The organism is Rickettsia sp. MEAM1 (Bemisia tabaci) (genome assembly GCF_002285905.1).
Taxonomy (GTDB): Bacteria; Pseudomonadota; Alphaproteobacteria; order Rickettsiales; family Rickettsiaceae; genus Rickettsia.
The window spans coordinates 334,465-353,844 of sequence record NZ_CP016305.1; the positions used below are offsets into that span (position 1 = coordinate 334,465).

A 19,380-nucleotide genomic window follows, 5' to 3' on the forward strand; every position below is an offset into this window, starting at 1 on the left:
CTAGGATAAATTGTTACTGCTATTCTATAAATCATTCCCTGTAATTGCTCAATACTTAATTTATACCTCCCTTAACTTGACGGTGCCATAAAGAATAATATATAGATGAGGGTCTGTCAGATTTTTTGTGTAAGTACGATTTCTCCATTTGCCCAATTTTGTAAATTAGTATCACAAAGTATAGCAAATTGATTTAAAGCCATCGCCCAATTCTTAATAGGCATTGTCCATTTTTTAGAGGCATTTGTCAACGCCAAAAAGATTATTTTCTGAATCGATTTGTCATCTGGAAATACTCCTTTATTTTTAATAATTTTACGAATTTGACGGTTAGTGGATTCAATAGCATTAGTAGTGTAAATCGCCTTCCTAATGTCTTCCGGAAAGCTAAAAAATGGAGCTATGCCAGACCAATTTCGTTGCCATATGTCAAAAATAACTGGATATTTTTCATCCCATTTTTTGGCAAAGTTTTGTAATTCTCTTAATCCCTCTGCTTCATTTATTGCAGAATAAACTGCTTTTAAATCAGCTGTTACCGCTTTTAGATCTTTGTATGATACGTATTTTACAGAATTTCTTACCATATGAACAATACACAACTGCACTATCGTCTTTGGAAAAATGCTATTTATCGCCTCTGGAAAACCCTTAAGACCATCAACACATGCAACATATATTTGTGCAACTCCTCGATTCTTCAGTTCTGTTACTACCTGCATCCAAAATTTACACCCTTCATTCTTGCCTATCCAAATTCCTAATAGCTCTTTCTTGCCCTCCATATTCACTCCAATAGCTAGATAAACCGCTTTATTTATTATTACATGATTATCTCTTGCCTTAACATGAATACAATCTAAGTACATTATAGGATATACATTATCAAGTGCTCTATTCTGCCAAGCAGTTACTTCCTCTAAAATACCATCAGTTACCTTTGATATTAACTCAGATGATACCTTGGTGGCATATAGTTCTTCTAAGTGCCCTTGTATTTCCCTAATGGTCATTCCCCGAGCATATAAGGATATTACTTTATCATCAAATCCTTCAAATTTACGCACTCCTTTTGGAATTAGTTGAGGTTCAAATTCTCCATCCCGATCCCTTGGCACTTCTACTGTCAATTTACGACCTTCTGGATCTATTAGAGTCTTTTCATAATTACCATTACGTCTGTTATCTGAGTATTTCTCATTTTTAGAATGTTTCTCATAACCTATATGAGATTCCATTTCTTTCTCTAAAATCTTATTTACTATCTGCTTTTTAATTCCCTGAAATATCCCTTCTTTACCAAATATTTCAGATGGATCACTTTGTGATAGTATTTCTGATACTAATTTTTCTATAGCTGGATTTGATACTTTGTTATTGTTCTTCATATTAGCTCCATGTAAGTTGTTTATGTTATTTTTATTCTTAACTATTTTTACAACTTACACAAACTTCCTGACACCCTCATAGATGAAGATACTTCTTCTTAATTTAGGCACACAATAAAGTTAATTTTACTCTAATTTTCTAAATTAATATAATACCTTGTAGCTTTAAGTTCGCCGGTTTTAATAAATGCCTGCATTTCTACCAATTCTTGTAGATCTCTTGTAGCAGTGGCTTTAGAGGTTTTAGTGATGTTTAGATAATTTTTAGCACTCAAACCACCTTTAAAGCCCTCTCCCCCCTCTTCAAAAATTCTTTTAACGACTTTTTCTTGTCTTGTATTTAAGGTATCTTTAAACTTATCATAAAATTTTGTTTTATTTATTAAAAACTCAATATTACGCAAAGTATAATCTTGAGCTTTAATTATCGTTTTAACAAAGTATAATATCCAGTCAGTAATTTCTAAACTTTTATTGTTATTTTCTAAAGCATTATAATATAACTTTTTTTCCTGATTTATTACGTGAGACAAAGCTATTAATATTGGTTTTCCTATATTTTGACATAGCATTTTTATAGTGATAACTCTACCTATTCTTCCGTTACCATCTTCAAACGGATGTATAGACTCAAAATAAAGATGGGCAATAGCAGCTTTAGTAAGTGGAGTAATAGAATCCGTAATATTATTATACCATTCTATAAATCTATCCATTTCTTTTGGTACAATATCAGATGGCGGTGCCTCAAAATGAATAGTAGGCTCATGATATTTGCCTGAAACTACCTGCATTGGCTCTAGGTGGATGCGATATTTTCCTATAGCATCTAAATCTTTTATACCATTCATTAACATTTCATGCCAACGAAACAAACAATCATGGCTTAAAGGCTGATCATATGAATAATACATGTCGGCAAGCAATTCTGAGATACCATTTTCCGCAGGCGAAGCTTTTCTATTATCCTTTGCTATATTAAAATAACGCTTTATAGAGGATTGCAAGCTGTCTCTATTTAAATATTCCCCTTCAATTTCAGAACTATTTAATGCTTCATCACTTGCAAGCATCACAACTAAATTATCTTTATCAGATTTCGAAAGATGTTTAGTTGCCCCTAAAAGAACACCACTATTATTGATAAAACGTTTTTCCAAATCAGAAATATTTTTCTGATCATATTTAAAATTAGGCCAATCTTTATGCTGCCAATTCCATATCATGAGCTATAAATGTTTATTTTATAACTCATATTATAGCATATTTTGAGTTATAAAATAAGTTTTTTTTACTCACACAAAAAATTTTTCATTTAATACTTTACTCAACTTATAATTATTATTATAATGCGTTTTTTAAATTTAAGCGGTTATGATATTAAAGCTATATTGCTGTCTCATATTTATTATAATTGTTTTTGATATTAATACGGCACATGCTTCCGCATGGCTGTTAGAACAAGGCAGATATAGATACATTATAGGGGGAAATAAAACTAATAGAATCTCAAAAAATGAAAAAAAGCAAAGAGAGGAAACTGTTTTACATGTAAATAATAGAATAATATATCTTAGGCAATATCTTGAAGAAGTAAAAAATCAACCTAATCTTCAAGCAAAAATTCTACGGCAAATAAAAAAATTAGAGCAGAAAATACTGGAATTATTATCCTATCAAGATGTGCAATTAGCAAATATCTGTATAGAGTACAGCATAACCGATAATCAGAATATAGGTATGAGCTTCCTATATAAAAAAGATAAATTTATAAATAAAAAAAATACAAGCCTAGAGGCTGCTATTTATTATAAGTTTAAATTATTTGGTGATCATGATTTTGTTATTTCAGCTCAACCTAAAATCCTGATGGTTAGTAATAAAAAGCAGAAAGAGAGTTTTTTAGGAGAAATATCTTTATTAGGCACCGTCAAGTTAAGTAAATTAGTGTCACAAAGTACTATATTTTTAGATTTCAGACAGCAAGAAGTCTTTGAGTAGCTTCATCCCAAATGGATTTAGCGGACGCAAATGCAATTCTTTGCTCAGATGCTGTTTTAGTATATCTTCCAACATTTACAGCAAATATATTTCTGACTTTTCCCATCAGTGATAATGTACATTGTGCTAAATTAGGATGCTTAAATTTAATCAGTATCTTCTCTTTTCTCCTAGTTGGCTGATGGGCATTCTCAATCCGATTATTTAGTCTTTTATCGGTACGATGCTTAGTCCTAGGACACATATACCTAACTGGTTTAATGTAGCTTTTTAGCTTATCAGTCACAATAACCCTTGGACATGGATAATTACCCAATAATCTTGATAAAAAGCGAATAGCTGATTTCTTATTACGACGCTTCTGCAGTAATACTTCTAATTCATGTCCCTCAGAGTCAACAGCTCTCCATAATATGAATACTTCACCTTTGATCTTGATATTCATCTCATCCAAATGCCATTTATCAGTTGGCTTTCGCTCTCTCTTACTAATAACATCTTGAAAATAAACTACAAACTTATAACACCAAAACCTTACAGTCTCATGACTTAATATAATACCTCGATAAGCCATCTGCTCTTGAACATCTCGGTAACTATTATTAAAGCGATGATATAACCATACTGTATGGCTAATAATGCTTGCTGGAAAACGATGTCTATTCGGGGCTTGAGTAATATGCATAGCGGTAAAATCTAGGATAAATTGTTACTGCTATTCTATAAATTATTCCCTGTAATTGCTCAATACTTAATTTATACCTCCCTTAACTTGACGGTGCCGTACAATGATCACAGAACTCAAGAAATATCAAAATAGATGATATTACTTCTTTTTACAGTAAAATATAAGAATTTTTTATTATTTTTTGTAAAGAATCTAAAGTGAGAAAAGTAGAGGGATAAAAAATTACTCGTCATTGTGAAGAATTTGTTAATAAGTAAATTAACGAAGCAACCTAAATAGTTCTATAATGCCTATGAGATTACCACGTTCCTTACAATCCCTCACAATGACGCTGTGCTTAAAAATTAAATATTATTGATTAATCCTAAAACTTTTTGTTGGTCAGCAGTAGTATTTTCTACAACCCACTTTTGAACATCAGAATTTAAATTATTATATAATTCTGGAGCATTTGGAGCTGCTAATAAACTATTTACCCAAGCTTTTTGAGCATCAGTACTCATATCCTTTATTTGATCAGTTGTAACTGTTGTATCAAATGTTGTAGTGGTAGTAGTTGTTGTTGAAGAAGCAAATACTGGTGCTGAAAAAGCTAGAATTAATAGAATTTTCAATAAATTTTTCATTTTATTAACCTTTTTTGTTTTGTAAAGTTGATTATAACAAAGCTATAACAGCTTTCAAGCTAAATTATACCAAACCTTTGAAAATTTTTATGTAAGCAAATTTATATTGTAGCAAATATAGGCACCGTCAAGTTAAGTAAATTAGTGTCACAAAGTACTATATTTTTAGATTTCAGACAGCAAGAAGTCTTTGAGTAGCTTCATCCCAAATGGATTTAGCGGACGCAAATGCAATTCTTTGCTCAGATGCTGTTTTAGTATATCTTCCAACATTTACAGCAAATATATTTCTGACTTTTCCCATCAGTGATAATGTACATTGTGCTGAATTAGGATGCTTAAATTTAATCAGTATCTTCTCTTTTCTCCTAGTTGGCTGATGGGCATTCTCAATCCGATTATTTAGTCTTTTATCGGTACGATGCTTAGTCCTAGGACACATATACCTAACTGGTTTAATGTAGCTTTTTAGCTTATCAGTCACAATAACCCTTGGACATGGATAATTACCCAATAATCTTGATAAAAAGCGAATAGCTGATTTCTTGTTACGACGCTTCTGCAGTAATACTTCTAATTCATGTCCCTCAGAGTCAACAGCTCTCCATAATATGAATACTTCACCTTTGATCTTGATATTCATCTCATCCAAATGCCATTTATCAGTTGGCTTTCGCTCTCTCTTACTAATAACATCTTGAAAATAAACTACAAACTTATAACACCAAAACCTTACAGTCTCATGACTTAATATAATACCTCGATAAGCCATCTGCTCTTGAACATCTCGGTAACTATTATTAAAGCGATGATATAACCATACTGTATGGCTAATAATGCTTGCTGGAAAACGATGTCTATTCGGGGCTTGAGTAATATGCATAGCGGTAAAATCTAGGATAAATTGTTACTGCTATTCTATAAATCATTCCCTGTAATTGCTCAATACTTAATTTATACCTCCCTTAACTTGACGGTGCCGTTTTATTTGGTAAAGAGTAAGTATAAATCGTTAACCTGAAGTGTTTCTTGACAAACTATAAGCTTTTATATATCCTTCTTTAGGATTTAGCACCCGTAGCTCAATTGGATAGAGTATATGACTACGGATCATAAGGTTAGGGGTTCGACTCCTCTCGGGTGCGCCATTCTTCATTTTTTGCTATTTGTATGAATGTATCAAACGGCGGACGCAAGGTATAATCAAGGTTTTGAGGTTTTAGCATCAAGTTAGCAAATTTACTTCTCACTTTTATTTGAACATCTAATTATGCTGAATAAGGTATATCTCCAGTAAGCTTATATTCACTATCATCAACAGTATATATATGTATTTTATCAGATGTATTATTACTTAGTTCAATTTTAGGTTCTATAATTACTCTAGGCACCGTCAAGTTAAGGGAGGTATAAATTAAGTATTGAGCAATTACAGGGAATGATTTATAGAATAGCAGTAACAATTTATCCTAGATTTTACCGCTATGCATATTACTCAAGCCCCGAATAGACATCGTTTTCCAGCAAGCATTATTAGCCATACAGTATGGTTATATCATCGCTTTAATAATAGTTACCGAGATGTTCAAGAGCAGATGGCTTATCGAGGTATTATATTAAGTCATGAGACTGTAAGGTTTTGGTGTTATAAGTTTGTAGTTTATTTTCAAGATGTTATTAGTAAGAGAGAGCGAAAGCCAACTGATAAATGGCATTTGGATGAGATGAATATCAAGATCAAAGGTGAAGTATTCATATTATGGAGAGCTGTTGACTCTGAGGGACATGAATTAGAAGTATTACTGCAGAAGCGTCGTAACAAGAAATCAGCTATTCGCTTTTTATCAAGATTATTGGGTAATTATCCATGTCCAAGGGTTATTGTGACTGATAAGCTAAAAAGCTACATTAAACCAGTTAGGTATATGTGTCCTAGGACTAAGCATCGTACCGATAAAAGACTAAATAATCGGATTGAGAATGCCCATCAGCCAACTAGGAGAAAAGAGAAGATACTGATTAAATTTAAGCATCCTAATTCAGCACAATGTACATTATCACTGATGGGAAAAGTCAGAAATATATTTGCTGTAAATGTTGGAAGATATACTAAAACAGCATCTGAGCAAAGAATTGCATTTGCGTCCGCTAAATCCATTTGGGATGAAGCTACTCAAAGACTTCTTGCTGTCTGAAATCTAAAAATATAGTACTTTGTGACACTAATTTACTTAACTTGACGGTGCCCAAGCTGCTCATACAGCTCAATTACAATCATATACTCAACATAAAGGCTTGTCGCTTGGAGATCGAGCTTGTATTACTTTAGGTATTAAATTACAAGCTCCTATATACACTGCCGATAAAATATGGGCAAAACTAAAATTAAATAATGCTGATATTAAATTGATTAGATAATTGTAATCATTAAAATAAACTACTATATACTATGGATTCAAATAAATTATATCTCTTTAAGGATAGGCGATTCTTACCGAATTTTATAGTACAATTATGTGGTTGTCTTAACGATAACATCTTGAAAAATGCTCTTGTAATTTTAATTACTTATGGAGTTGTTGGTTCTCTAAGCAAATATAATAACTTACTTGTTTTAGTTACCAATGCTATTTTTGTTCTACCTTTTATAATATTTGCAAGTATAGCCGGACAAATCGCTGATAAATATGAACGCTCTACCCTAATTAAAATCATAAAAGCTTGCGAGATTGCTATAATCGCTTTTGCAATTTATGGCTTTCATCATAATAACATTATAGTACTGCTCTGCTCTATTTGCCTGATGGGTATTCATTCCACTTTCTTTGGTCCAATTAAATATAGCGTTCTTCCTGATCATTTAAGTAAAGAGGAATTGCTTGGAGCTAACGGCTTTGTTGAGGCTGGAACTTTCATCGCTATTTTCATTGGTACTATAATCGGCAGCTATTACACAATCAGTAATAATTTCATAATTTATTCCTTAATTACAATTGCAGCTATTGGCTTTATTTCAAGTCTTACTACACCAAAATCAAATAACGCAAATCGTGATATCAAGATAAATTTTAATATCATAAGCGAAAGCCTAAATATGATAAGATATGCTCAAACCAAAAAGCAAATATACTTAGCAATACTAGGCATTTCATGGTTTTGGTTTATTGGAGCTGCTATAATTTCTCAGATACCTTTACTTGCTAAAATAACGTTTAAAGCTGATGAGAATGTTGCTAATTTATTTTTAGCAGTTTTCTCGCTTGGTGTTGGGGTCGGTTCATTTTTATGTAGCAAAATATTTGAAAACGAAATTACTGTTAAATACCTCTTTATTTCAGCACTTGGCATTAGTATTTTTGGCATCGATTTATTTTTTGCTAGTAGAATTAGTGCAGTTGCTTATGAACCAGCTCAACTAAAAAGTATTTTTATATTTTTATCAAAAAGGCATAATTGGCGAATAGTTATCGATCTATTCTTTTTAGCAGCAATTGGTGGATTATATATCGTGCCTCTTTTTGCTATATTACAGCATTACGCAAATCCCGCTCACCGCAGCCGTATTATTGCCGTAAACAACCTAATTAATTCTATCTTTATGGTGGGATCAACTATTATCCTATCATTATTATTTTATTTAAATTTTACGATACCTTGGATAATATTATTTATCAGCCTATCTAATATCATCGTTACCATATATATTTATCACCTAATCCCTGAAGTTAAAATTATTCCTTACCCTGTCTTGCGTAGAATATTCCAATTTTGGTTTGATTTAATGTATAAGGTTGAAGTTAAAGGGCTTGAGAATTTACAGAAAGCAGGTAACAAAGTAGTAGTAATTGCCAACCATATTTCATATCTCGATCCACCGCTAATTGCTACTTACCTAAAGGAAGAAATGACCTTTGCAATAAGCCCTGATATACGCAAAATATGGTGGATTAGACCATTCTTACGTATGGCTAATACTTTGCCTGTTGATCCAAACAACCCAATGGCAATTAAGACCTTAGTAAAAGAAGTACAAAATGACCGAAAAATAGCTATTTTTCCGGAGGGTAGAATAAGTGTTACTGGCTCTTTAATGAAGATTTACGAAGGTCCTGGAATGATCGCCGATAAAGCAAACGCAACTATTTTACCAGTTAGAATAGATGGCACACAATTTACTCATTTCTCAAAACTACAAAATATATTAAAGAGAAAAATATTTCCTAAAATTACTGTTACTGTTCTACCACCAGTAAAATTTGCTGATATTGGTGCTGCATCCGGTCAAGAAAGACGCCAATATATAGCAAGAACTCTATATGATATTATGGCTGATATGATGTTTGAGAGTTCAGACTATAAGAATACTTTATTTGCATCGCTGATAGAAGCTGCCAAAATTCATGGGTTTAAGAAAAGAATAGTTAATGACTTTGAAAATAACAAAGCTACTTATCGTGATTTAATACTCAAATCTTTTATTCTTGGTGATTTAATCAAAAGAAATAATATTTTTGGCAAGCATCTAGGTTTAATGCTACCTAACACAACAAATACACTAATTACCTTTTATGCCATGCAATTTAGCGGATTTGTTCCAGCTATAATTAATTGGAGTAGCGGGATAAATACTATTATTAACTCATGTAAAACTGCACAGCTAAAAGTAATTTATACCTCAAAGCAATTTATAGAAAAAGCAGAGCTACACGAATTAATAACTAATTTATTAGATTTTGGTATTAAAGTAATATATTTAGAAGATTTTAAAAACCAAATCAATCTAGCTCTAAAATTAAAAGCCTCAATGGGCATCCGTTTTTCTAAAACTTATTATAAGTATTTTTGCCGTAATCGTGATGATGAAAAACCAGCAGTAATAATTTTCACTTCAGGTACCGAAGGGGAGCCTAAAGCTGTAATGTTATCTCATAGAAATCTGCAAGCTAATAGATATCAAGCAACCGCTAAAATACCTTTTAGCCCTGATGATATAGTATTTAACTCACTGCCATTATTCCACTGCTTTGGACTTGGTGGAGCGATTATTACAACTTTAAACGGCATTAAGCTATTTTTATACCCCTCACCTTTAAATTACCGCAGCATACCAGAAATGATATATGATGTCGGAGCAACCATATTAATTTCAACTGATACATTTTTAAATGGCTATGCAAATTATGCTCATCCATATGATTTTTATTCATTGCGTTATATATTTGCAGGTAGTGAAAAACTAAAAGAAACTACCAGACAATTTTGGCTTAATAAATATGGCATACGCATTTTTGAGGGATATGGTATAACGGAAAGCTCCTCAATCATTGCTTGCAATACCCCTATGCATAGTAAAGCTGGTACTGTTGGGAGGTTGTTGTCAAAGATTGAATATAAACTTGAAAAAGTTGAAGGGATAGACGAAGGTGGACGTTTACTAATTCGTGGTCCTAATGTCATGCTTGGTTATTTAGACGAAAATGGTAACTATATTTATAAAGAATGGCACGATACGGGTGATATAGTTAAGATCGATGGAGAAGGCTACATAACCATTTTAGGACGTTTAAAAAGATTTGCCAAAATAGCTGGCGAGATGATTTCTCTTACAAAAGTCGAGGAGCTTGCAAGTGAGATTGATCCTAGCTCCTTACATGCTGCAATTTCTACACAAGATGAAACGCAAGGGGAAAAAATTATTTTATTTACTACCAGTACTATCATAAATAGAGAAAATTTTACAAATAACCTACGCAAGGCAAAGGTTTCCTTACTTTATATACCGAAAATAGTTATTACTTTACCTGAGATACCGCTACTTGCAAATGGTAAAGTTAACTACTTAGAAATGACAAGAAATTTGGATAAGTATATTTCTTCTCTTTGAAAAAGAGTATTTTGTAATCCTTTCAAAAGAAGTTTAAATATTTTATTGCATAGTTGAAGTTTATTAGATATTTTCAATTAAGTTTAATTAATTAGAAAATTATTATGAAAAAAACAAACTTTAACACAAGGTGCGAATTACCTGACGGAAAAATTGTTTTTTGTCACATGGTAGAACCTACCTTAAGAATTGCTAAAACATTAAATCAAAATTGTTTACAAGAATTATACTTAAATGTTACAGATAACTCAAACAAGTCATTTAAGTCATCAGATAAAGAATGTCAAAAAAAAGTAGAGGATTGGCACCGTCAAGTTAAGGGAGGTATAAATTAAGTATTGAGCAATTACAGGGAATGATTTATAGAATAGCAGTAACAATTTATCCTAGATTTTACCGCTATGCATATTACTCAAGCCCCGAATAGACATCGTTTTCCAGCAAGCATTATTAGCCATACAGTATGGTTATATCATCGCTTTAATAATAGTTACCGAGATGTTCAAGAGCAGATGGCTTATCGAGGTATTATATTAAGTCATGAGACTGTAAGGTTTTGGTGTTATAAGTTTGTAGTTTATTTTCAAGATGTTATTAGTAAGAGAGAGCGAAAGCCAACTGATAAATGGCATTTGGATGAGATGAATATCAAGATCAAAGGTGAAGTATTCATATTATGGAGAGCTGTTGACTCTGAGGGACATGAATTAGAAGTATTACTGCAGAAGCGTCGTAACAAGAAATCAGCTATTCGCTTTTTATCAAGATTATTGGGTAATTATCCATGTCCAAGGGTTATTGTGACTGATAAGCTAAAAAGCTACATTAAACCAGTTAGGTATATGTGTCCTAGGACTAAGCATCGTACCGATAAAAGACTAAATAATCGGATTGAGAATGCCCATCAGCCAACTAGGAGAAAAGAGAAGATACTGATTAAATTTAAGCATCCTAATTCAGCACAATGTACATTATCACTGATGGGAAAAGTCAGAAATATATTTGCTGTAAATGTTGGAAGATATACTAAAACAGCATCTGAGCAAAGAATTGCATTTGCGTCCGCTAAATCCATTTGGGATGAAGCTACTCAAAGACTTCTTGCTGTCTGAAATCTAAAAATATAGAGGGTGTCAGGAAGTTTGTGTAAGTTGTAAAAATAGTTAAGAATAAAAATAACATAAACAACTTACATGGAGCTAATATGAAGAACAATAACAAAGTATCAAATCCAGCTATAGAAAAATTAGTATCAGAAATACTATCACAAAGTGATCCATCTGAAATATTTGGTAAAGAAGGGATATTTCAGGGAATTAAAAAGCAGATAGTAAATAAGATTTTAGAGAAAGAAATGGAATCTCATATAGGTTATGAGAAACATTCTAAAAATGAGAAATACTCAGATAACAGACGTAATGGTAATTATGAAAAGACTCTAATAGATCCAGAAGGTCGTAAATTGACAGTAGAAGTGCCAAGGGATCGGGATGGAGAATTTGAACCTCAACTAATTCCAAAAGGAGTGCGTAAATTTGAAGGATTTGATGATAAAGTAATATCCTTATATGCTCGGGGAATGACCATTAGGGAAATACAAGGGCACTTAGAAGAACTATATGCCACCAAGGTATCATCTGAGTTAATATCAAAGGTAACTGATGGTATTTTAGAGGAAGTAACTGCTTGGCAGAATAGAGCACTTGATAATGTATATCCTATAATGTACTTAGATTGTATTCATGTTAAGGCAAGAGATAATCATGTAATAATAAATAAAGCGGTTTATCTAGCTATTGGAGTGAATATGGAGGGCAAGAAAGAGCTATTAGGAATTTGGATAGGCAAGAATGAAGGGTGTAAATTTTGGATGCAGGTAGTAACAGAACTGAAGAATCGAGGAGTTGCACAAATATATGTTGCATGTGTTGATGGTCTTAAGGGTTTTCCAGAGGCGATAAATAGCATTTTTCCAAAGACGATAGTGCAGTTGTGTATTGTTCATATGGTAAGAAATTCTGTAAAATACGTATCATACAAAGATCTAAAAGCGGTAACAGCTGATTTAAAAGCAGTTTATTCTGCAATAAATGAAGCAGAGGGATTAAGAGAATTACAAAACTTTGCCAAAAAATGGGATGAAAAATATCCAGTTATTTTTGACATATGGCAACGAAATTGGTCTGGCATAGCTCCATTTTTTAGCTTTCCGGAAGACATTAGGAAGGCGATTTACACTACTAATGCTATTGAATCCACTAACCGTCAAATTCGTAAAATTATTAAAAATAAAGGAGTATTTCCAGATGACAAATCGATTCAGAAAATAATCTTTTTGGCGTTGACAAATGCCTCTAAAAAATGGACAATGCCTATTAAGAATTGGGCGATGGCTTTAAATCAATTTGCTATACTTTGTGATACTAATTTACAAAATTGGGCAAATGGAGAAATCGTACTTACACAAAAAATCTGACAGACCCAAAATATAGTACTTTGTGACACTAATTTACTTAACTTGACGGTGCCGGTACGATGCTTAGTCCTAGGACACATATACCTAACTGGTTTAATGTAGCTTTTTAGCTTATCAGTCACAATAACCCTTGGACATGGATAATTACCCAATAATCTTGATAAAAAGCGAATAGCTGATTTCTTGTTACGACGCTTCTGCAGTAATACTTCTAATTCATGTCCCTCAGAGTCAACAGCTCTCCATAATATGAATACTTCACCTTTGATCTTGATATTTATCTCATCCAAATGCCATTTATCAGTTGGCTTTCGCTCTCTCTTACTAATAACATCTTGAAAATAAACTACAAACTTATAACACCAAAACCTTACAGTCTCATGACTTAATATAATACCTCGATAAGCCATCTGCTCTTGAACATCTCGGTAACTATTATTAAAGCGATGATATAACCATACTGTATGGCTAATAATGCTTGCTGGAAAACGATGTCTATTCGGGGCTTGAGTAATATGCATAGCGGTAAAATCTAGGATAAATTGTTACTGCTATTCTATAAATCATTCCCTGTAATTGCTCAATACTTAATTTATACCTCCCTTAACTTGACGGTGCCATAAAACATCGTGGTCTGGAATATCAATACTTGCAACTTTGGTAATATCATTGCCAAATATATCGTCAGATATTTTATGATTTATTTTATATGTCTCTCTTGCAGATTTATCAATTTCACAAGCAAACACACATTTCCCGCCGATGTTTGAAAGTGCAATATGAAAACCACCTATTCCTGCGAATAAATCTATAAATGTGAATTTACACTGCGTAAATAGGTTCTTGGCTCTATCCAATTGATTGCAAGAGTTATATTTAGTCATTGATACTACCATTATTTTCTCTTATATATCCACAAACTACTTCTGTCTTAGACCATAATTTATGTGTCTCACATGCATCCTTATCAATACCATTTGCCCAAACTATTTTGTACCCATGCCGTTCAAAGCCCATGTTTAATCCTCCTGCTCCTGCAAACAGTGATATTACAGCGGGTCTTTTATTAATCATTAATTTACTCTACTTTGTTACTAAAAGTTTTAACATATTTCTTAAGTGGTTTATACATAAAAATAAATCATGTACTCTCGGAAGCAATAAATCCAAGCTATCTACTAACATTACATAATACGCTTAGAATTTATTCCTTAAGCCAAAACCTCATGACTTTGTACTTCGTCATCTATCCCTTCAAGTTCCATGGACTCTTGATTAGCTTCCTGTCCGCAGCTCATATAAGGAGCAAGCACACTCTCTGCCTCATGTAGCTCCATTTCTTTTACTACCTTTTGGCTTTCTGCAAAATCTAGTATTAGCTTCTCTAATTCCTGATTACTATAATCACTCACAGCAGTTAGATACTGACTTATGTTTTCTTTTAAATCGGGATTTTCATTTGCAAATGATGATAGATATTGCTTGATACCATCAAGTATCTGCCCTCTATTTTCGTCTGTAATAACGGCTTGAACCGTAGCATCATCGCTACTATTATCTAAATCTAAGCCAAGTTTTATTACTACCTCTGTATCTTCTGTAACTTTTTCATAAGGCATAGCTTTAGTCTCTACCTCTACATATTTTACTAAATTATCACATAGCTTTTGTAATTGCTCCGTGTGATCCTCTATATATTTAAGACCTACCGCTACTAAAGCTTCAATGTTTTGAAGGTTACTATTATCTAGACTACTTGTCTCTTTAGTAATAGGTAGCTTTACTTCCACAAACTCATCTTCTCCCGGTAAATCTACTCTTACCTCTGCTGTGGAGCTATCTTCACTGCTTTGCATTAAACGACTGACTAACTTGCCTTTAACAAGCCATACTATTACTCCATCAAATCCTATCTTAGGTATAGAGCTGCTAGCCTCACGATCATTGTCAAAGTTAAGTGATAATACCATGGTATTATCTAGTATTTTGGCATTCTCTTCCCTACTATGACCGCGCTTTAATATCTTAAGTGCCTCATATGCTGGTCTATTAGCCCAAAGCCCTCCATCGGCATATGCATAAAGTACTTCCTCCTGATTCTCATAACCTTTAATATACTCTTTATTAGTTACAGGCTTAAAGTATGTAGGTGCTGCAGTGGTCGCTAGTAACACGTCCTGAACTCTGATATGCGGACTATAATCATCCTGACTATCAAATATCTTAACCTCTGTATCTTTACTTGCTAAATCAGTAACAGGGATTATTAATCTAGATGTCGTATCATCTAATCTTAATTCTGCCAAATGCTGCTCTAATATTTCTTTTAATGGTCCTTGACTGTGTTTATGGGTGAATATTTGTTTTATTCCATCATACCAATGATGTTCAAAGATCTTTGGTGCCGCGTCTGTAAATATCTTCAAAGCATCTTTTGCACTATATTTAGCTATGTTTGAGCCTTGCTCTTTTGGGATAGTTAGCAATGCTCCAATAAGACCGCCAACACTAGTGCCTGTAATGATCGGGAATAACTCTGATATAGATTTGCCTGTACGTTCCTCTATCTCAGCAAGTACCACAAGCTCAGCTATCCCCTTCACTCCACCACCAGATAATGATAATATGCGGTTACTCTTAATTGATTCAGCTGTACTATCATGAGTTGTAGTGCCGCCATTGATATTCTCTACTATTTCCTGTTTGATATGCTCAAATGCTTGTTGTGCGTGTATTGCTGTTGCCATATTTTACCTTCTTCTATCCTAAATCTAAATCATTATAATATTTTGTGATAATCTTATGTGTTAGTATTGGTGTACTTAAAGCCGTTACCTTAATTGTTTTGATGCGTTTCGGGTATTTATCAGCTAATGTTCTAAAGCCATTATGAATCTTCCTATAATAATCTAAGTCTTTAATATCAAATCTATTATCTCTCAAATTACTGCTACTATAGTTACTACCATTACGAACTTTTACTCTTTATGAAAGAAGTAATGTCCAGCATTATAGAGGACATGAGCTTTTTATGCAAGTTGTATACGAGTTCCATAGGCACCGTCAAGTTAAGTAAATTAGTGTCACAAAGTACTATATTTTTAGATTTCAGACAGCAAGAAGTCTTTGAGTAGCTTCATCCCAAATGGATTTAGCGGACGCAAATGCAATTCTTTGCTCAGATGCTGTTTTAGTATATCTTCCAACATTTACAGCAAATATATTTCTGACTTTTCCCATCAGTGATAATGTACATTGTGCTGAATTAGGATGCTTAAATTTAATCAGTATCTTCTCTTTTCTCCTAGTTGGCTGATGGGCATTCTCAATCCGATTATTTAGTCTTTTATCGGTACGATGCTTAGTCCTAGGACACATATACCTAACTGGTTTAATGTAGCTTTTTAGCTTATCAGTCACAATAACCCTTGGACATGGATAATTACCCAATAATCTTGATAAAAAGCGAATAGCTGATTTCTTGTTACGACGCTTCTGCAGTAATACTTCTAATTCATGTCCCTCAGAGTCAACAGCTCTCCATAATATGAATACTTCACCTTTGATCTTGATATTCATCTCATCCAAATGCCATTTATCAGTTGGCTTTCGCTCTCTCTTACTAATAACATCTTGAAAATAAACTACAAACTTATAACACCAAAACCTTACAGTCTCATGACTTAATATAATACCTCGATAAGCCATCTGCTCTTGAACATCTCGGTAACTATTATTAAAGCGATGATATAACCATACTGTATGGCTAATAATGCTTGCTGGAAAACGATGTCTATTCGGGGCTTGAGTAATATGCATAGCGGTAAAATCTAGGATAAATTGTTACTGCTATTCTATAAATCATTCCCTGTAATTGCTCAATACTTAATTTATACCTCCCTTAACTTGACGGTGCCATCAGAAATACTATCACAAAGTGATCCATCTGAAATATTTGGTAAAGAAGGGATATTTCAGGGAATTAAAAAGCAGATAGTAAATAAGATTTTAGAGAAAGAAATGGAATCTCATATAGGTTATGAGAAACATTCTAAAAATGAGAAATACTCAGATAACAGACGTAATGGTAATTATGAAAAGACTCTAATAGATCCAGAAGGTCGTAAATTGACAGTAGAAGTGCCAAGGGATCGGGATGGAGAATTTGAACCTCAACTAATTCCAAAAGGAGTGCGTAAATTTGAAGGATTTGATGATAAAGTAATATCCTTATATGCTCGGGGAATGACCATTAGGGAAATACAAGGGCACTTAGAAGAACTATATGCCACCAAGGTATCATCTGAGTTAATATCAAAGGTAACTGATGGTATTTTAGAGGAAGTAACTGCTTGGCAGAATAGAGCACTTGATAATGTATATCCTATAATGTACTTAGATTGTATTCATGTTAAGGCAAGAGATAATCATGTAATAATAAATAAAGCGGTTTATCTAGCTATTGGAGTGAATATGGAGGGCAAGAAAGAGCTATTAGGAATTTGGATAGGCAAGAATGAAGGGTGTAAATTTTGGATGCAGGTAGTAACAGAACTGAAGAATCGAGGAGTTGCACAAATATATGTTGCATGTGTTGATGGTCTTAAGGGTTTTCCAGAGGCGATAAATAGCATTTTTCCAAAGACGATAGTGCAGTTGTGTATTGTTCATATGGTAAGAAATTCTGTAAAATACGTATCATACAAAGATCTAAAAGCGGTAACAGCTGATTTAAAAGCAGTTTATTCTGCAATAAATGAAGCAGAGGGATTAAGAGAATTACAAAACTTTGCCAAAAAATGGGATGAAAAATATCCAGTTATTTTTGACATATGGCAACGAAATTGGTCTGGCATAGCTCCATTTTTTAGCTTTCCGGAAGACATTAGGAAGGCGATTTACACTACTAATGCTATTGAATCCACTAACCGTCAAATTCGTAAAATTATTAAAAATAAAGGAGTATTTCCAGATGACAAATCGATTCAGAAAATAATCTTTTTGGCGTTGACAAATGCCTCTAAAAAATGGACAATGCCTATTAAGAATTGGGCGATGGCTTTAAATCAATTTGCTATACTTTGTGATACTAATTTACAAAATTGGGCAAATGGAGAAATCGTACTTACACAAAAAATCTGACAGACCCAAAATATAGTACTTTGTGACACTAATTTACTTAACTTGACGGTGCCGGTACGATGCTTAGTCCTAGGACACATATACCTAACTGGTTTAATGTAGCTTTTTAGCTTATCAGTCACAATAACCCTTGGACATGGATAATTACCCAATAATCTTGATAAAAAGCGAATAGCTGATTTCTTGTTACGACGCTTCTGCAGTAATACTTCTAATTCATGTCCCTCAGAGTCAACAGCTCTCCATAATATGAATACTTCACCTTTGATCTTGATATTTATCTCATCCAAATGCCATTTATCAGTTGGCTTTCGCTCTCTCTTACTAATAACATCTTGAAAATAAACTACAAACTTATAACACCAAAACCTTACAGTCTCATGACTTAATATAATACCTCGATAAGCCATCTGCTCTTGAACATCTCGGTAACTATTATTAAAGCGATGATATAACCATACTGTATGGCTAATAATGCTTGCTGGAAAACGATGTCTATTCGGGGCTTGAGTAATATGCATAGCGGTAAAATCTAGGATAAATTGTTACTGCTATTCTATAAATCATTCCCTGTAATTGCTCAATACTTAATTTATACCTCCCTTAACTTGACGGTGCCATAAAACATCGTGGTCTGGAATATCAATACTTGCAACTTTGGTAATATCATTGCCAAATATATCGTCAGATATTTTATGATTTATTTTATATGTCTCTCTTGCAGATTTATCAATTTCACAAGCAAACACACATTTCCCGCCGATGTTTGAAAGTGCAATATGAAAACCACCTATTCCTGCGAATAAATCTATAAATGTGAATTTACACTGCGTAAATAGGTTCTTGGCTCTATCCAATTGATTGCAAGAGTTATATTTAGTCATTGATACTACCATTATTTTCTCTTATATATCCACAAACTACTTCTGTCTTAGACCATAATTTATGTGTCTCACATGCATCCTTATCAATACCATTTGCCCAAACTATTTTGTACCCATGCCGTTCAAAGCCCATGTTTAATCCTCCTGCTCCTGCAAACAGTGATATTACAGCGGGTCTTTTATTAATCATTAATTTACTCTACTTTGTTACTAAAAGTTTTAACATATTTCTTAAGTGGTTTATACATAAAAATAAATCATGTACTCTCGGAAGCAATAAATCCAAGCTAT

21 protein-coding genes and 1 tRNA gene are annotated in these 19,380 nt (G+C 33.1%); 7 read left to right on the forward strand and 15 right to left on the reverse strand.

Annotation, left to right across the window (positions count from 1 at the left end):
* Positions 1-116 precede the first annotated feature (116 nt).
* Positions 117-1,388, reverse strand: a complete 1,272-nt coding sequence (locus BA173_RS01740; protein ID WP_068042377.1) for an IS256 family transposase — start codon at positions 1,386-1,388, stop codon at positions 117-119.
* A 131-nt stretch (positions 1,389-1,519) separates the two neighbouring features.
* Positions 1,520-2,614 (reverse strand): Fic family protein, encoded by a 1,095-nt coding sequence (locus BA173_RS01745; protein WP_068945242.1) that lies wholly within the window; start codon positions 2,612-2,614, stop codon positions 1,520-1,522.
* Between the two features lie 148 nt (positions 2,615-2,762).
* On the opposite strand from BA173_RS01745, the gene BA173_RS08885 reads away from it, so the two are divergent.
* Complete coding sequence (locus BA173_RS08885) at positions 2,763-3,389, forward strand: hypothetical protein (RefSeq protein WP_322101066.1); 627 nt, start codon at positions 2,763-2,765, stop codon at positions 3,387-3,389.
* Here BA173_RS08885 and BA173_RS01755 read toward each other — a convergent pair.
* The 3 genes from BA173_RS01755 to BA173_RS01765 form a co-directional block, all read right to left on the reverse strand.
* A complete protein-coding gene (locus BA173_RS01755) occupies positions 3,364-4,074 on the reverse strand; it encodes an IS6 family transposase (protein ID WP_095568260.1) in 711 nt (236 codons plus the stop codon). The two genes, BA173_RS08885 and BA173_RS01755, sit on opposite strands and share 26 nt — an antisense overlap.
* 347 nt (positions 4,075-4,421) lie before the next feature.
* On the reverse strand, positions 4,422-4,703 hold the full coding sequence (locus BA173_RS01760) for a DUF2673 domain-containing protein (protein ID WP_068791201.1): 282 nt from the start codon (positions 4,701-4,703) through the stop codon (positions 4,422-4,424).
* Between the two features lie 172 nt (positions 4,704-4,875).
* Positions 4,876-5,586 (reverse strand): IS6 family transposase, encoded by a 711-nt coding sequence (locus BA173_RS01765; RefSeq protein ID WP_095568243.1) that lies wholly within the window; start codon positions 5,584-5,586, stop codon positions 4,876-4,878.
* Positions 5,587-5,774: 188 nt separating this feature from the next.
* On the opposite strand from BA173_RS01765, the gene BA173_RS01770 reads away from it, so the two are divergent.
* Positions 5,775-5,851 (forward strand) — tRNA-Arg (locus BA173_RS01770).
* A 120-nt stretch (positions 5,852-5,971) separates the two neighbouring features.
* Here the strand turns inward: BA173_RS01770 and BA173_RS01780 are convergent.
* A complete protein-coding gene (locus BA173_RS01780; protein WP_095568261.1) occupies positions 5,972-6,166 on the reverse strand; it encodes a hypothetical protein in 195 nt (64 codons plus the stop codon).
* 21 nt (positions 6,167-6,187) lie between these two features.
* Here BA173_RS01780 and BA173_RS01785 point away from each other — a divergent pair, with 21 nt between their 5' ends.
* From BA173_RS01785 to BA173_RS01805, 4 genes are all read left to right on the forward strand, one after another.
* Entirely contained in the window at positions 6,188-6,898 is a 711-nt protein-coding gene (locus tag BA173_RS01785) for an IS6 family transposase (protein ID WP_095568243.1), read from the forward strand.
* A 254-nt stretch (positions 6,899-7,152) separates the two neighbouring features.
* On the forward strand, positions 7,153-10,587 hold the full coding sequence (locus BA173_RS01790) for an acyl-[ACP]--phospholipid O-acyltransferase (protein WP_068042023.1): 3,435 nt from the start codon (positions 7,153-7,155) through the stop codon (positions 10,585-10,587).
* 401 nt (positions 10,588-10,988) lie between these two features.
* On the forward strand, positions 10,989-11,699 hold the full coding sequence (locus BA173_RS01800) for an IS6 family transposase (protein ID WP_095568243.1): 711 nt from the start codon (positions 10,989-10,991) through the stop codon (positions 11,697-11,699).
* 92 nt (positions 11,700-11,791) lie between these two features.
* Positions 11,792-13,063, forward strand: a complete 1,272-nt coding sequence (locus BA173_RS01805; protein ID WP_068042377.1) for an IS256 family transposase — start codon at positions 11,792-11,794, stop codon at positions 13,061-13,063.
* On the opposite strand, the gene BA173_RS01810 is transcribed toward BA173_RS01805, so the two are convergent.
* The 6 genes from BA173_RS01810 to BA173_RS01835 form a co-directional block, all read right to left on the reverse strand.
* Positions 12,988-13,584, reverse strand: coding sequence for an IS6 family transposase (locus BA173_RS01810; protein ID WP_095568262.1), 597 nt, complete (start codon positions 13,582-13,584; stop codon positions 12,988-12,990). The genes BA173_RS01805 and BA173_RS01810 overlap by 76 nt on opposite strands.
* Positions 13,585-13,650: 66 nt before the next feature.
* Positions 13,651-13,947 carry a DNA cytosine methyltransferase gene (locus tag BA173_RS01815; protein ID WP_068042339.1) on the reverse strand — a complete coding sequence of 99 codons (297 nt, stop codon included), beginning with the start codon at positions 13,945-13,947 and terminating at the stop codon, positions 13,651-13,653.
* Positions 13,940-14,137 (reverse strand): DNA cytosine methyltransferase, encoded by a 198-nt coding sequence (locus BA173_RS01820; protein ID WP_068042343.1) that lies wholly within the window; start codon positions 14,135-14,137, stop codon positions 13,940-13,942. The genes BA173_RS01815 and BA173_RS01820 overlap by 8 nt, the downstream gene beginning before the upstream one ends.
* Positions 14,138-14,274: 137 nt before the next feature.
* Positions 14,275-15,810, reverse strand: coding sequence for a patatin-like phospholipase family protein (locus BA173_RS01825; RefSeq protein ID WP_068042346.1), 1,536 nt, complete (start codon positions 15,808-15,810; stop codon positions 14,275-14,277).
* Positions 15,811-15,823: 13 nt separating this feature from the next.
* Entirely contained in the window at positions 15,824-16,006 is a 183-nt protein-coding gene (locus BA173_RS01830) for a hypothetical protein (protein ID WP_068042348.1), read from the reverse strand.
* A 165-nt stretch (positions 16,007-16,171) separates the two neighbouring features.
* Positions 16,172-16,882 (reverse strand): IS6 family transposase, encoded by a 711-nt coding sequence (locus BA173_RS01835; RefSeq protein ID WP_095568243.1) that lies wholly within the window; start codon positions 16,880-16,882, stop codon positions 16,172-16,174.
* An 87-nt stretch (positions 16,883-16,969) separates the two neighbouring features.
* Here BA173_RS01835 and BA173_RS01840 point away from each other — a divergent pair, with 87 nt between their 5' ends.
* On the forward strand, positions 16,970-18,205 hold the full coding sequence (locus BA173_RS01840; protein WP_410528029.1) for an IS256 family transposase: 1,236 nt from the start codon (positions 16,970-16,972) through the stop codon (positions 18,203-18,205).
* Here BA173_RS01840 and BA173_RS01845 read toward each other — a convergent pair.
* The 3 genes from BA173_RS01845 to BA173_RS01855 form a co-directional block, all read right to left on the reverse strand.
* A complete protein-coding gene (locus BA173_RS01845; RefSeq protein WP_095568262.1) occupies positions 18,130-18,726 on the reverse strand; it encodes an IS6 family transposase in 597 nt (198 codons plus the stop codon). The two genes, BA173_RS01840 and BA173_RS01845, sit on opposite strands and share 76 nt — an antisense overlap.
* A gap of 66 nt (positions 18,727-18,792) precedes the next feature.
* On the reverse strand, positions 18,793-19,089 hold the full coding sequence (locus BA173_RS01850) for a DNA cytosine methyltransferase (RefSeq protein ID WP_068042339.1): 297 nt from the start codon (positions 19,087-19,089) through the stop codon (positions 18,793-18,795).
* The gene (locus BA173_RS01855; protein WP_068042343.1) at positions 19,082-19,279 is read right to left on the reverse strand and encodes a DNA cytosine methyltransferase; all 198 of its coding nucleotides are present in this window, start codon (positions 19,277-19,279) and stop codon (positions 19,082-19,084) included. Before BA173_RS01855 ends, BA173_RS01850 begins: the two co-directional genes overlap by 8 nt.
* Between the last annotated feature and the right edge of the window lie 101 nt (positions 19,280-19,380).